Annotated in this window: 13 protein-coding genes, 1 pseudogene and 1 other annotated feature; of the genes and pseudogenes, 6 read left to right on the top strand and 8 right to left on the bottom strand. The window is 37.0% G+C overall.

Features of this window, described 5'->3' with window-relative positions; all coding sequences use genetic code 11:
* Positions 1–84: 84 nt before the first annotated feature.
* The 5 genes and pseudogenes from LOK41_RS03645 to LOK41_RS03625 all read right to left on the bottom strand — a co-directional run bounded on the left by LOK41_RS03645 (position 85) and on the right by LOK41_RS03625 (position 6,172).
* Positions 85–1,101, bottom strand: coding sequence for a hypothetical protein (locus LOK41_RS03645; protein ID WP_241815274.1), 1,017 nt, complete (start codon positions 1,099–1,101; stop codon positions 85–87).
* A 182-nt stretch (positions 1,102–1,283) separates the two neighbouring features.
* Positions 1,284–1,490: pseudogene (locus LOK41_RS03640) on the bottom strand (IS4 family transposase); the annotation flags it as partial.
* A 104-nt stretch (positions 1,491–1,594) separates the two neighbouring features.
* On the bottom strand, positions 1,595–4,015 hold the full coding sequence (gene pheT / locus LOK41_RS03635; protein ID WP_241815273.1) for a phenylalanine--tRNA ligase subunit beta: 2,421 nt from the start codon (positions 4,013–4,015) through the stop codon (positions 1,595–1,597).
* A gap of 18 nt (positions 4,016–4,033) precedes the next feature.
* Positions 4,034–5,068 (bottom strand): phenylalanine--tRNA ligase subunit alpha, encoded by a 1,035-nt coding sequence (gene pheS / locus LOK41_RS03630; protein ID WP_241815272.1) that lies wholly within the window; start codon positions 5,066–5,068, stop codon positions 4,034–4,036.
* A gap of 46 nt (positions 5,069–5,114) precedes the next feature.
* Positions 5,115–5,345: a binding site (T-box leader), on the bottom strand.
* Positions 5,346–5,407: 62 nt separating this feature from the next.
* The gene (locus LOK41_RS03625; protein ID WP_347269285.1) at positions 5,408–6,172 is read right to left on the bottom strand and encodes a TrmH family RNA methyltransferase; all 765 of its coding nucleotides are present in this window, start codon (positions 6,170–6,172) and stop codon (positions 5,408–5,410) included.
* 114 nt (positions 6,173–6,286) lie between these two features.
* Here LOK41_RS03625 and sspI point away from each other — a divergent pair, with 114 nt between their 5' ends.
* The 4 genes from sspI (at position 6,287) to LOK41_RS03605 (ending at position 8,594) form a co-directional block, all read left to right on the top strand.
* Entirely contained in the window at positions 6,287–6,496 is a 210-nt protein-coding gene (gene sspI, locus LOK41_RS03620) for a small acid-soluble spore protein SspI (RefSeq protein WP_017153966.1), read from the top strand.
* A gap of 175 nt (positions 6,497–6,671) precedes the next feature.
* Entirely contained in the window at positions 6,672–7,229 is a 558-nt protein-coding gene (locus LOK41_RS03615) for an HD domain-containing protein (protein ID WP_241815271.1), read from the top strand.
* Between the two features lie 145 nt (positions 7,230–7,374).
* Entirely contained in the window at positions 7,375–8,088 is a 714-nt protein-coding gene (locus tag LOK41_RS03610) for a CPBP family intramembrane glutamic endopeptidase (RefSeq protein ID WP_241815270.1), read from the top strand.
* Positions 8,089–8,210: 122 nt separating this feature from the next.
* Positions 8,211–8,594, top strand: coding sequence for an ammonia permease (locus tag LOK41_RS03605; RefSeq protein ID WP_241815269.1), 384 nt, complete (start codon positions 8,211–8,213; stop codon positions 8,592–8,594).
* Between the two features lie 44 nt (positions 8,595–8,638).
* Here the strand turns inward: LOK41_RS03605 and LOK41_RS03600 are convergent, their stop codons facing one another.
* Both LOK41_RS03600 and LOK41_RS03595 read right to left on the bottom strand, forming a co-directional pair.
* Complete coding sequence (locus LOK41_RS03600; RefSeq protein WP_241815268.1) at positions 8,639–10,393, bottom strand: DHA2 family efflux MFS transporter permease subunit; 1,755 nt, start codon at positions 10,391–10,393, stop codon at positions 8,639–8,641.
* Positions 10,394–10,407: 14 nt separating this feature from the next.
* Positions 10,408–11,061 (bottom strand): HlyD family secretion protein, encoded by a 654-nt coding sequence (locus LOK41_RS03595; RefSeq protein WP_241815267.1) that lies wholly within the window; start codon positions 11,059–11,061, stop codon positions 10,408–10,410.
* 296 nt (positions 11,062–11,357) lie between these two features.
* On the opposite strand from LOK41_RS03595, the gene LOK41_RS03590 reads away from it, so the two are divergent.
* Complete coding sequence (locus LOK41_RS03590; protein ID WP_241815266.1) at positions 11,358–11,975, top strand: TetR/AcrR family transcriptional regulator; 618 nt, start codon at positions 11,358–11,360, stop codon at positions 11,973–11,975.
* Between the two features lie 84 nt (positions 11,976–12,059).
* A complete protein-coding gene (locus tag LOK41_RS03585; RefSeq protein WP_241815265.1) occupies positions 12,060–12,533 on the top strand; it encodes a DUF2691 family protein in 474 nt (157 codons plus the stop codon).
* A 43-nt stretch (positions 12,534–12,576) separates the two neighbouring features.
* Here the strand turns inward: LOK41_RS03585 and LOK41_RS03580 are convergent, their stop codons facing one another.
* On the bottom strand, positions 12,577–13,662 hold the full coding sequence (locus LOK41_RS03580) for a M42 family metallopeptidase (RefSeq protein ID WP_241815264.1): 1,086 nt from the start codon (positions 13,660–13,662) through the stop codon (positions 12,577–12,579).
* Positions 13,663–13,679: the final 17 nt, after the last annotated feature.

The following is a 13,679-nucleotide window of genomic DNA, read 5'->3' as shown; positions in this document are numbered from 1 at the left end:
AGAATAGCGCATTTTTTCATTTTAGGGGGTATTTTGTTTTGTTAGCTTGATAGCGATGGGGCTATGCCCCTTAAGGGGTCTTTTTTATGCTGCAGGTTCTATTGGAGTTGGTTGAACAGGAGTTACTTCCCCGCCCCTCATGGATTGATTCATAAACTCACCAATCATTTTTTGTAACTCATCCATTGGAACGATGTTCTTTTCAGAAGTATCGAATGTGAATTTGATTGGTTTATCGATAGATTTGATATCAGACTTAATATTCATATCAAATTTAATTGTTTCTTTTTCGTTTTCAGGATCTTTTGCTTCGACATGAATTGCTGCATCCTGTTTTTTAATTGTTTTTCCATCCATTGTATAAGTTAAAGAAATGGAAGATTTATCAAGATTTGCACCTTTCAATTCTTTCTTAAAGTCTGCAATTTCTTGTTTTGTTCCAGTGAAGTTTTTCATTGTAGAAATTTCATCAAATACCTTTTCAATCACTGTTTTTAAATCTTTACCTGTTAATTTCACAGTATATACATCTTTTTCGTTTGTAAATTTGTCTTCAGGAAGCGCTTTGATTGCATCTAATAACGCTTTTTGTACTTTCTCTTGGATTTTCGCAGATTCTTTTGTATCTACTTCTCCTAAATCTTTCATATCCATTTTGATAACTTTTCCTTCTAGAGTAGAAAAACTGTCACCAGGAACGCCAGCTAATTGTAATAGTGATTTTACATTATTCGCTTTTACATATAAAGCCTCTTTCCCTTCATCCATAAACATTGGAATCGATATATCCATTTTCATTGCATCTGTTTTAATATTTGCACCAATTGTTACTTCGTCTTTTTTTGCATCTTTATCTGTTTTTGAATCAACTGTAATTGATATGTTTTTTAACATATCAATTGCCGCTTTATCTTCTCTTTTCATATCTTTCGCATTAGAATCGAATTTAAAAGAAATTGAACCGCTTGATTCCATTTGCTTTGCGTTTAAAATGCTTTCTGTTGAAGAAACAACTGTTTCTTTTGCAGATTTTCCACAAGCAGATAAAGCGAAAAGACTTAAACTTGCCACAACCACTAATCCCATTTTCCCAAACTTCATAAAATCCACCCCTTCAATTCATTAACATCTCTATCATAACATGGAAAACAAAAAGTAGGGATATTCAAATAAAAAAATGTAACTACTCAACTACCCTACTAATTTGAGAGTTCCTTATTTTGAAAGTTACCTATTTTCTGTATCTTTTAGGTTTACCTTCTTTTTTCCTATTAACGCTTGAATTTGGCACATAGACTCACTAAAGATTCTGTTCCAACTTTTTTACTTAAAAAGACACATAAAGAAACGATATCCTGTGCTTTACATTTTCTTTTACATTGAATCATTCCTGTCTCATATGCAAGTGATTCTAAAAATGAAAGTGAAAATGTATTCTTTAATTCCTGACTTAATAATTGTAATTCTTCCGTAAAATTCATTGAAAACATAAAAACAGCTACCCTTTCATGGAGTATCCATGAAAGGGTAGCTGTTTTTGATGAAAATTATACATAACCTTAACTTGATGGCTATGAGCCACAAGGCTGCTTTTTTACTTACGTAACTCCGCACCAAATTTCTCTTCTACCGCTGTTAATACACGGTTATGTGCTTCTGTTACTTCTTCGTCTGTTAATGTGCGTTCTGGATCGAAGTAGTTCATAGAGAATGCAAGTGATTTCTTGCCTTCTTCCATTTTTTCACCTTCGTATAAGTCGAATAGTGTTACTTCTTTTAGAAGTTCTCCGCCTGTTTCTGCAATTACTTGCTTCATTTCGCCAGCTTTTACTTCTTTTGCTACTACAACTGCCATGTCACGTGTCATAGATGGGAAACGTGGAATTGCTGAGTAGTAAGTTTCTTCTACGTCTGCACCGAATACTTTTACAAGAGATAATTCAAATACGAATGTATCTTTCACATCTAATTGTTTTTGCGCTTCTGGATGTAATTGACCGATGAAACCAATTACTTCTCCGTCTAGTAAAATGTCAGCTGTACGTCCTGGGTGCATGCCTTCACGTTTTGCAGGAGCATACGTGATGCTACTTGCGACGCCAAGTACGTCGAATAATCCTTCTAACACACCTTTTGCAACGAAGAAGTCAACGACTTTCTTCTCACCTTGCCATGCATGGTGAAGTGCAAAACCTGTCATCACACCAGCAAGATGTTGTTCTTCTTTCGGAAGTTCACCTTCTGCTGTTGGTAAGAAGATAGAACCTACTTCATATAATGCAACACTGTCATTTTTACGAGCGTTGTTATATGCGACTGCTTCTAGTAATTGTGGTACTAGGCTTAAACGAAGTTGGCTGCGCTCTTCACTCATTGGAAGTGCAAGATTTACAGGCGCCTTTTCGTTTGGCTCAACCATATATTGTTTCGCTTTATCAGCGCTTGTTAATGAATACGTAATTGCTTCATATAAACCAGCACCTTCTAAGAAACGACGTACTTTACGGCGTTTTGTTTGTGCCGCTGTTAATTTACCACGCGTCATTGTACCAGTTGGTAATGTAACTGGAATATGATCGTATCCGTACAGACGACCTACTTCTTCTACTAAGTCTTCTGCAATTGTAATATCAGGGCGACGTGCTGGTACATTCACATGGAATGTTCCTTCTACTTCTGTAAATGGGAACTTCAAGTTTGTGAAGATTGTACCCATTTCACTTGCAGAGATTTCTGTACCTAATACACGGTTTACTTTTTCAGCTGTAACAGATACTGTACGCTCTTGTACTTGCAAGTTATCAACTTCTACTACACCTTCAAGTGCTTCTCCACCAGCATATTTCGCCATTAAAGCTGCTGCGTGTTGAATTGCTTCAAATGTACGTGTTGGGTCGATTCCTTTTTCAAAACGTGCACTTGATTCACTGCGAAGACCTAAGTCTTTTGATGCGCGGCGCACTGTTTGACCTTCGAAGTATGCAGATTCGATTAGAACGTTTACTGTATCATTATCAACTTCAGATTCAGCTCCACCCATTACACCAGCAACAGCTAATGCTTTTGTACCATTTGTAATCGCAAGGTGATGCGCTTGTAATGTACGTTCTTGATCGTCTAATGTTTGAATCTTTTCACCTTCTGTTGCAAGACGAACAACAATTTCTTTTGAACCTAATTTATCGTAGTCAAACGCATGTAATGGTTGACCGTATTCAATTAAAATGTAATTTGTAATATCCACTACATTGCTAATTGGACGAATGCCAGCTGCCATAAGGCGCGTTTGCATCCACATTGGTGATGGACCGATTTTTACATTCTTCACCATTTTTGCAATGTATAATGGGTTTTGCTCAGTTGCTTCTACACTTACAGAAATGTAGTCAGACGTTTTTTCTGCTGTTTCTTGTAAGTCTACAGCTGGAAGTTTTACTTCACGGCCATAAATAGCAGCTACTTCATACGCAACACCTAACATATTTAAGCAGTCAGCACGGTTTGGTGTTAAACCAAGTTCAAGTACTTCATCATGTAAGTTTAAAATTTCAAGCGCATCTGCACCAACTTCCGCATCACTTGGGAAGATGAAGATACCGTCTGCATATTCTTTCGCAACTAGTTTCCCGTCAATACCAAGTTCTTGAAGTGCACAAACCATACCGTGAGAAGCTTCCCCGCGTAGTTTTGCTTTTTTAATTTTGAAGTTACCAGGAAGAACAGCGCCAACTTTTGCAACAGGGACTTTTAAACCTTTTGCAATGTTAGAAGCACCGCAAATGATTTGTACTGGTTCTTCTTCACCGATGTCAATCAGACATTTACTTAATTTATCAGCTTCCGGGTGTTTTTCACATTCTAATACGTGACCAACAACAACACCTTTTACACCTTTGTTTAATACTTCAACGCCTTCTACTTCAATACCACTTTTCGTGATTTTATCTGCTAGTTCTTGTGCCGTTACATCTTTAATATCTACATACTCCTGTAACCAACGATATGATACGAACATATTTATCCTCTCCTTCCCTTACGCTCGTTTGAATTGTTGTAAGAAACGTACATCATTTGTATAGAAATGACGAATGTCATCAACGCCGTATTTCAACATTGCGATACGCTCTGCACCCATACCGAATGCGAAACCTTGATATTCTTTTGAATCATAGCCTGCCATTTCAAGTACGTTCGGATGAACCATACCCGCACCTAAAATTTCAATCCATCCAGTTCCTTTACATGTGCCGCAACCTTTTCCGTGACACATCATACAAGAAATATCCATCTCTACAGATGGCTCTGTGAACGGGAAGAAACTTGGACGAAGACGAATTTCACGGTCTTCACCGAACATCTTCTTCACGAATACTTGCAGTGTACCTTTTAAGTCACTCATGCGAATGTTTTTGTCAATGACAAGACCTTCAATTTGCATGAACTGGTGTGAATGCGTTGCATCGTCATCATCACGGCGATACACTTTACCAGGGCAAATAATTTTAATTGGGCCTTTTTCTTTATTATTTTCCATTGTTCTTGCTTGCACAGAAGATGTATGTGTACGTAATAATGTTTCTTCTGTAATGTAGAAAGTATCTTGCATATCACGCGCTGGGTGATCTTTTGGTAAGTTTAATGCTTCGAAGTTGTAGTAGTCTTTCTCTACTTCTGTCCCTTCAGCTACTTCATACCCCATACCGATAAATACATCTTCAATTTGTTCAACAACAGCTGTTAACGGATGGTGGCAACCTGTTTCTACAGGACGACCTGGTAATGTAACATCAATTGTTTCAGAAGCTAATTTTGCTTCGATTACTGCTTTTTCTAGCGTGTTAATTTTTTCTTCTAAACGCGTTTGAATTGCTTCACGTACTTCATTTACTAATGCCCCCATACGTGGACGCTCTTCTGGAGACAATTTCCCCATGCCGCGTAATACTTCTGTAATTGGACCTTTTTTCCCTAAATACGCTACGCGTACATCGTTTAAGCCCTTTAGCTCTTTCGCTTCTTCAATCAGCTCTAACGCTTTTTGCTTTAGCTCTTTTAAACGTGCTTCCATCTTGGAACCCTCCTAATTTTTAAAATAAAAAAACCTCGCTCCCTAAAAAAGGGACGAGGTAAATTCGCGGTACCACCCTAAATTGACAGAACAAGTCTGCCCACTCAATTCGTTATAACGGTCAGCTTTGACCGGAACGCCTTTACATATACAATGGTCCTGGCGCCAACTCCAGAGGTGAATTCACTTCCGTCTACCATAAGAATGCTTTCAGTCTACGGCATTCTCTCCCTATATGGCGATTTTGCAAGCTACTCTTCTCTATCAACGTTTTTCATTATTTTACTTTTATTATATGTTCATCATGAACATGTACTTCAACTTATTATAAGAAGTTTTTTACCTGTTCGCAACTGGGCTTTGTAAATAATACGTTAAAATCCCTGCAGCAACTGCAACATTTAACGATTCTGCCCCGCCGTAAATCGGAATATACAAGTTTTGATTACATTTTGTAAGAATTTCTTGGCGTACACCATTTCCTTCGTTTCCTACAATTAATGCAAAACTTCCTGTCGGCGTTACTTCACCATATGGGACTCCGTTTTCAAGCGCTGTTCCGTATACAGGAACGTTCTTTTCTTGTAATTTATCTACCCATTCTTCTAAGTTCCCTTTTACAATCGGTAAGTGGAAAATAGAACCTTGTGTAGAGCGAAGCACTTTACTATTATAAACATCAACGCATCCTTCTCCAAGCACAACGGCATGAATACCAGCTGCATCGGCTGTACGAATAATTGTCCCTAAATTTCCTGGATCTTGCAGGCCATCTAATAATAAAAACTTCCCATCTGTAAGAGCGATTTCTTTCTCACGCTTCTCACAAACAGCAAATACACCTTGCGTCGTTTCTGTTTCACGAAGTACTTTTACAATTGCTTCCGGCACAATATACATTTCAACATCCGTAACCGCCCAATCTTTTGGAAGATCTGTCTGATCTGAGACAATAAGTTCTGTGACAACCCCTGCCTTTAAAGCTTCCTCGACTAAGTGGAATCCTTCTACAAAGAATAGGTCTTTTTTATCGCGCTCTTTTTTCGTCTGCAGCTTTTTCCACTGCTTTACGCGCGGATTTTGTACTGAATCAATGTTTTTCATAATATGTATTCCCTCTCTTCTTGTCTTCTCATTATAGCCTATTTTTCATACATATTTACATAAAAAAGAACAAAAACTAACGTCAGTTTCAATTCAGAAGAAGAGGTGAAAGTAATGAACTTTAATCTACGCGGCGCTGTATTAGCAAACGTTGCAGGAAATACACAAGGCGAATTACAAGAGACAATTGTAGAAGCAATTCAAAGCGGTGAAGAAAAAATGCTTCCAGGGCTTGGTGTTTTATTTGAAGTCATTTGGCAAAATGCCGACGAAAACGGAAAGCATGAGATGTTAGAAACACTTGAGCAAGGGCTAAAAAAATGAAGAATTAAAAATCACCTTGGCATGAGCTAGGGTGATTTTTATATGCATAAAAAATTCTCTCCTCCTAAACATTTCTACTTTACTAACATAGCGTGATGGAGTACAATGTTCAAAATACATTTAAACCTATCGATTTTCTTTATATATATCAATAAACAAAAGGAGTGAATGTTTTATGCACCGTATTACGCTTGAACAAATTTTCAAACATCATATTACACAAAAATATGTCAACCGTTCTGGAATGGTCCATGCGATTGCAGTCGCTTACCATGCGTTTCACTTAGCCAAAAAGCATCACGCCTCAGTCGATGCGGCAACAAAGGCTGGTTTTCTTCATGATATAGGACATCATACATGGTACACAGGCGGAGAATGGGACTATGAATTGTATAAAAAGAATGATATTCATGCAATTAAAGGAGCGGAACGAGCTCATAAATTATTGATCCGATTAGGAGAACACCCGAAGCAAGCAAAGGAAATTTCTGTTGCTATTCTCCTGCATACCGATTCTTTTCTAGTAGAACAAACAATTGAAAGAACCCCTCTACAAAATATTATTAAGTGGGCGGACGAAGCAGATGAAGAGCCAGGCGGAGCACATCACTATCGAACAATCTCTTATGAAAAGGCACTCAAAGCCATTCAGCAATTAGATCGAATGGTAGAGCGCGAATTACAAATAGGGCAATCAACATCTAATAAAAAAGCAGAACAAGTCTACCAATGAAAAAGAGGCATCACTACAAGGTGATACCTCTTTTATTATTTCACAAAGTCTTCCAATACCATTTCCATATGTCATATTTGAAAGTGACATTTATAAACTAAATATATATAATTATATATAAAAATATACAGAAGGAGTTCTATCTATGCAGCCAACCACACAGCTTATAGAAACACAAAAACATTCCATGTCATGGGGACAATTTATCGCTTCTACCTTATTTGCCTTTTTTGGGACAGGACTTCTAACATTATTCATTGCACTCCCTGTAACAATTTATACAAGCGACCTAACGGATAAAAAACAAATCGCCTTGTATGAATCCATAGGAAATACTGCAAGTACTTTATTGCAATTACTTGTTTTATTGTTATTCATCTATAAGTATGAACCAGCAAAAAACTTATTGTCATCCGCTTTCAATTTTAGAGCACTTAAAAAATTGAGTACTTACATATACCTAATTCTTTTCTTCACTATAAACATCGCCTTAAATTCGCTAATCCTAACACACCTATTTCCAGATGCAACAACGCAACAAGCATCTGCTTTAAACTTAGATGTTCTAAAGCAATATCGAATTTTATTAATTATTGGATCTGCAATTTTCATTCCTATTTTTGAAGAAATTATTTTCCGGGGTATCATCCTTCGCTTCTTCTCAGAACGCTTTCCATTTTGGATTGCAGCAATTGGGACAAGTTTACTTTTCGGGATCGCTCATACATACTCACTTGGCGTAATGGTTGTTACTTTTCTTATGGGACTATTGATGGCTATATTATGCAAACGAACAAATTCTATTATTCCAGCTATATTATTTCATATTATGAATAATACACTGGCATTTTTATCATAAAAAGAGGTATCGCTACTTGGCGATACCTCTTTTAACTGGAACAAAACTAATTCACCTTTAACAATACCCAAAATAACCCTAGTATTGTAAAATATAACTTATCAATCAGGAGGAATAAACATATGCAAATGTTAAGCTTTCTATGGATTTTCTTTATGCCCATACTTGTATCATGTGGGATCGTTGGTGGCATCTATTTAGTTATAGCAGGACTCATGTATCGAAAGCCATTCGTTATTACAATGGGGCTTATTTGTTTTTCTTTTGTCGCTATGCCTTTTATTTTCTGGGGAATGGGGATTGATGGTGAGAAGATCTTACCAATTCCAACTGTCCTGTATTGGTTTCTTTTCGCGTTAGCTGGTTTGTTGGCAAGTATAAGTGGAATACGTAACCAAATGATTAGTATCCGCAATATGGGAATGATCATTTTTACTGTAGGGGTACTAGGGGCTATTTTCTATCAACTGATGTCTATGCCTGATTCATTCTCCATTCCAGGATAATGCAGGTTTCTCATTTTAATATCAAAACAAAAAAGCAGAGAAAATTAATTCTCTGCTTTTCTATTTGGCTTATTACCTGATGGTAAGAAAAATGATAACACCCAAGCAATTCCTGCTAATATAGTTGCAATTAAGAAAGCATCATTAATGCCATTAATTGCAGAAAGCTTTGAAATTTGTCCAAATAGTAGCTGAGAGCTCATCGCATCTCCTCCTTGTGCTGATCCAACTACAGATGCTAAACTTTGTCCCATTCCGTGTACTTTATCAACTACAATTGGATTTGTTGTTGTTAGCATATTACCGTAATCTGCAACGTGATTCGTTGTTTGTTGCGTCATAATTGTAATTAAGATTGCTGTACCAATTGAACCCGCTACTTGCCTTGATGTATTTTGCGTTGCTGTACCGTGAGAGATTAAATTCATCGGCAGCGCGTTCATACCAGCTGTCATAATTGGCATCATAATGAATGACATTCCAAATGAACGTATAATATAGTCCGTCATAATGACGCTATATGGTGTATCCATCGACAGCTGCGTAAATTCATACGTAGCATATGTTGTAATCGCTAATCCAATGATTGCTAGCGGGCGAATACCATACTTATCAAATAACTTCCCTGCAATCGGTCCCATAATCCCCATAATTAATGATCCTGGAAGAAGCAGGAGACCTGATTCAATTGGCGTAAAGCCACGAATGTTTTGCAAGTATACAGGAAGTAATAACATCCCGCCAAATAATGCCATTGTTACGATTGCATTAATTAATAATGTAAAAGTAAACGTTGGATATTTAAATACTTGTAAATCAAGCATTTTGTTATCTGTCGTCATCTCTCTCCAAATAAATACCGCTATACCAATTACACCAACGATAAGTGAAATCACAACTTCGGCACTGCTCCAGCTGTTATTTCCAGCTTCACTGAATCCATACAGTAAACTACCAAGTCCAATACTCGAGCTAATAACACCAAACATATCTAGCTTTGTTTTTGAAACTGGCTGAGCTAGTGTAAAGAATTTTAAAGATAAGAATGTAATAACTAAACCGATGGCAAACATCGCATAGAACATTAAGTTCCAGTTGTAGTTTTCAATAACCCAACCTGTTACAGTTGGTCCGATCGCTGGCGCTAAAATCATCGCTACACCAAGCAATCCCATTGCAGCACCGCGCTTATGTGGCGGGAACAGCGTCATAAAAATATTCATACCAACTGGCATTAAAATCCCTGCGCCAACTGCTTGAATGACGCGCCCTATCATCATCATTGTGAAGTTTCCAGATATCGCACAAATAATAGAACCTACTGTGAAGAATAGCATCGCTGCTACAAATAATTTACGGTACGTAAACCGCGAAACTAAGAACGCACTAATTGGCACTAAAATCCCGTTCACAAGCATAAAGCCTGTAATTAACCATTGCGCTGTTGAAGTTGATACGTTGAACTCATTCATTAATGGAGGCAAGGCAACATTAATAATTGTTTGGTTTAAAATCGACACGAACATACCGAGAATTAATACCGCTACAACGGCTTTTACATTGACATTCTCTATCGGCATTTGCTGTTTCGATCTTTCTTGCTTTTTCGTTTCTTGTTTTGATGCTTCTAATTCAACTACATTTGAAGTTTCTTGCTCTGACTGATTTATTTCTATCTTACTTACGGCTGGGACTTGTTCTTCTCCCGCGTTCGTTTTTTTCTTTCTTAAAAGACGATTTACAAGGAAGAAGACGATAATACAAAATGCTGCATATCCTACAATTAAACCTGAGGACATTTTATCTTCCCCCCTTACTTATGAATACGAACTGTCACATTCATTCCAGGAACAATATTTACTGATTTGCTATGATCTAAAGAAACTTTAACCGGCACAACTTGTGTTACTTTCGTATAGTTCGCTGTTGCGTTGCTTGATGGAAGCATAGAGAATGTATTTGCCGTTGTTAATCCAACTTGTTCTACTTTTCCTGTTAACGTTGTATTAGGGTATGCATCTACATACACATCAACTTCTTGACCTTTTTTTACATCATCAACATCAGTTTCTTCAATATTTGCTGTTACCCATAAGTCACTCATATCGTATGCATACGCAATTGGACTACCTGCCGCTACGAAAGCATTTGTCGTCGCATTGGATTGAACAACTGTTGCACTATGCGGAATTGTTACGTCCATCGTTTGCTCACCATTTTGACCTGGTGCAGAAACAGAACCTAATTTATCATTTTCATTGTAACTCTTACCTATTTCAGCATTCCATTCTGTTAATTTCCCTGCTACTGGTGATGCGATTGGGATTACTTTCCCATCAATTTTCGCATTATCTGTTTTTAAGTAATTTTCAGCTTGGTTATAGTAGTAATAACCGCCGATACCACCGCCAACTAATACAATTAATGTGATAATGTTAATAATCACCATTCTTCGAAACTGATTCATTGCATTCCTCTCCTTATATCGCATATAATTTTTTTCTAAACTATTTATACCCCTTTTATTTATACTGTTTAATTGTTAATTATATTAACAATTAAACTAAAAAAGCACACCTTACGCATAGCAAACCAATTCTTTGCTTGTATGCTACCGGTGCTGTTTTCTAAAGGAATATCGTTTATAATTATAAATAATTATTTTGAATCTACAACCGACAATTTGAGCATATATGTTGGTTATCCAACACTATACTATATATTTGTTGGTTAAGTAATCAAAATTCAGCAAGGAGAAATAAAATGTCTATTAAAAATACAAACGATCCGCGTGTAAAACGAACGAGACAATTGATACAGGATGCTTTTGTCGCTTTAGTAGGCGAAAAGGGATTTGAAAATGTAACAGTTCAGCATATCGCTGAACGTGCTCCTGTCAATCGAGCTACCTTCTATAGCCATTATCATGATAAATACGATTTATTAGATAAGTGTATAGAGGAAATGCTAGCATCTTTATCAGAAGTGATTAAGCCCAAAAAGCAAACAAAAGAAGATTTGCAACTTACCTTTAATTCACCTCATCCAATTTTTCTAGCCTTATTTGAACACATCGCTGAGAATGCTACCTTTTACAACGTAATGCTCGGTGACAAAGCAGCTGGAAACTATTCTTATAAAATGATGAAAACCATTCAAACACATTTAACATTAGGACTTTCTATTTCACAGCCAGATGATGACGAACTTATGGTTCCTCGTGATATTCTCATTAGCTACGTAACAGGTGCACATATCGGGATGATTATGTCGTGGTTAAAAAGAGGGATGATTTATACGCCGCACTTTATGGCGATGCAACTCACACGTTTAATTATTTTAGGAGCGTATACTGCCGCTGGACTAGAGAGACCTTTTTAACAAGCCGTATTTATAATGGAGCAAAAACCTTTCATAGATTCTTTGAGAACATTTACAAAATCAACGAGGGGAGAGTATTGCTTTATGAAAAGAGGAATAAGTTTTCAACTACCTATTACTGACAAATATGACTCTTGTCTTGGAGAGGTATTAAAACCAATAGACATTTCCACTTTCGATTGGAGAGTTAGCCCCGTAGAGTCTTATTTAGTGGTTAATGATGATTTAGATCTAGATCAAGATCTTTTTGAAACAGATAATGAAATAATGGAAGGTACGGATCTTAAAAATCTATTAGAAAATAATGTCTATTGGATTATTTTTGCTGATTTACAAGCATATCCGAAAGGCAAAGTTTCAGAAATTGAAACTTATGAAGAATTCGTTAAAAGTGAGTGTGAACTTGTTCTTTTCGTAGTAGATAGCTACTATACCGTCATTTACTGCAAAGATAAAGAAAAACTCGAATTGCTTTATAAGAACGCAAAAAACTTCGGATTTGAAAATATACAATTTATTACTGATGAAAATGATACAAGAACAATAATAAGAGCGTAATAAAAATAGAAAAAGCGAAGGGAGCCCCCCTCGCTTTTTCTTATTAGTTAAATGTAATATTATGTACAGCTTCTTTATCAAGACGTTTAATCACTTCTACAATTAATTTCACTGCATTCTCATAGTCATCACGGTGTAACATTGCCGCATGAGAGTGAATATAACGAGTTGCAATCGTAATCGCCATAGACGGGATACCATTTACAGAAATATGAATTGCACCTGCGTCAGTACCGCCACCAGCTACAGAATCATATTGATAAGGGATGTCTAATTCATCTGCCACATCAACTACGAAATTGCGAAGTCCAGTATGTCCAATGACTGATGCATCATATAAAATGATTTGTGGTCCATCACCTATTTTACTTTGCGCTTCTTTTTCTGTTACTCCTGGTGTATCGCCAGCAATACCAACATCTACTGCAAACGCGATATCTGGTTTAATGTAGTTTGCAGATGTTTTCGCACCGCGAAGACCTACTTCTTCTTGTACAGTTCCAACGCCGTATACAACGTTTGGATGCTTTTCATCTTTCAATTGTTTCAACACGTCAATTGCAATTGCACAGCCAATACGGTTATCCCATGCTTTTGCAAGTAGCATCTTTTCATTTTTCATTACTTGGAATTCAAAATATGGTACAACTTGATCCCCTGGTCGTACGCCCCATTCCATTGCTTCTTCTTTGCTAGAAGCACCAATATCAATGAACATATCCTTAATTTCAACCGGTTTTTTACGAGCTTCTGCTGGTAAAATATGAGGTGGTTTTGAACCAATTACACCTGTTACATCCCCCTTGCGCGTTACGATTGTTACACGCTGCGCAAGCATAACTTGTGACCACCAGCCACCAACTGTTTGAAAACGAAGGAAACCTTTGTCATCAATTTGCGTAATCATAAAACCAACTTCATCTAAGTGACCAGCTACCATGATTTTCGGACCGTTTTCTTCCCCTACTTTTTTCGCAACTAAGCTCCCTAAATTATCTGTAGAAAGTTCATCTGCAAACGGCTCGATATACTTTTTCATGACTTCACGTGGTTCGCGTTCATTACCTGCAATCCCGCGTGCATCTGTTAATTCTTTTAGCATTGTCAATGTCGCGTCTAATTTTGTCATTGTCAATACCTCCTTTT

The sequence above is a fragment of the Bacillus sp. TL12 genome, from assembly GCF_022625245.1.
Lineage (GTDB): Bacteria > Bacillota > Bacilli > Bacillales > Bacillaceae_G > Bacillus_A.
This window is presented reverse-complemented; position numbering and strand designations above follow the sequence as displayed.

Excerpts from the sequence above, each read along its gene's own strand:
- LOK41_RS03645 (WP_241815274.1), bottom strand. The coding sequence starts at position 1,101 with ATGAAGTTTGGGAAAATGGGATTAGTGGTTGTGGCAAGTTTAAGTCTT.
- pheT (WP_241815273.1), bottom strand. The coding sequence starts at position 4,015 with ATGTTCGTATCATATCGTTGGTTACAGGAGTATGTAGATATTAAAGAT.
- pheS (WP_241815272.1), bottom strand. The coding sequence starts at position 5,068 with ATGGAAGCACGTTTAAAAGAGCTAAAGCAAAAAGCGTTAGAGCTGATT.
- LOK41_RS03625 (WP_347269285.1), bottom strand. The coding sequence starts at position 6,172 with ATGAAAAACATTGATTCAGTACAAAATCCGCGCGTAAAGCAGTGGAAA.
- sspI (WP_017153966.1), top strand. The coding sequence starts at position 6,287 with ATGAACTTTAATCTACGCGGCGCTGTATTAGCAAACGTTGCAGGAAAT.
- LOK41_RS03615 (WP_241815271.1), top strand. The coding sequence starts at position 6,672 with ATGCACCGTATTACGCTTGAACAAATTTTCAAACATCATATTACACAA.
- LOK41_RS03610 (WP_241815270.1), top strand. The coding sequence starts at position 7,375 with ATGCAGCCAACCACACAGCTTATAGAAACACAAAAACATTCCATGTCA.
- LOK41_RS03605 (WP_241815269.1), top strand. The coding sequence starts at position 8,211 with ATGCAAATGTTAAGCTTTCTATGGATTTTCTTTATGCCCATACTTGTA.
- LOK41_RS03600 (WP_241815268.1), bottom strand. The coding sequence starts at position 10,393 with ATGTCCTCAGGTTTAATTGTAGGATATGCAGCATTTTGTATTATCGTC.
- LOK41_RS03595 (WP_241815267.1), bottom strand. The coding sequence starts at position 11,061 with ATGAATCAGTTTCGAAGAATGGTGATTATTAACATTATCACATTAATT.
- LOK41_RS03590 (WP_241815266.1), top strand. The coding sequence starts at position 11,358 with ATGTCTATTAAAAATACAAACGATCCGCGTGTAAAACGAACGAGACAA.
- LOK41_RS03585 (WP_241815265.1), top strand. The coding sequence starts at position 12,060 with ATGAAAAGAGGAATAAGTTTTCAACTACCTATTACTGACAAATATGAC.
- LOK41_RS03580 (WP_241815264.1), bottom strand. The coding sequence starts at position 13,662 with ATGACAAAATTAGACGCGACATTGACAATGCTAAAAGAATTAACAGAT.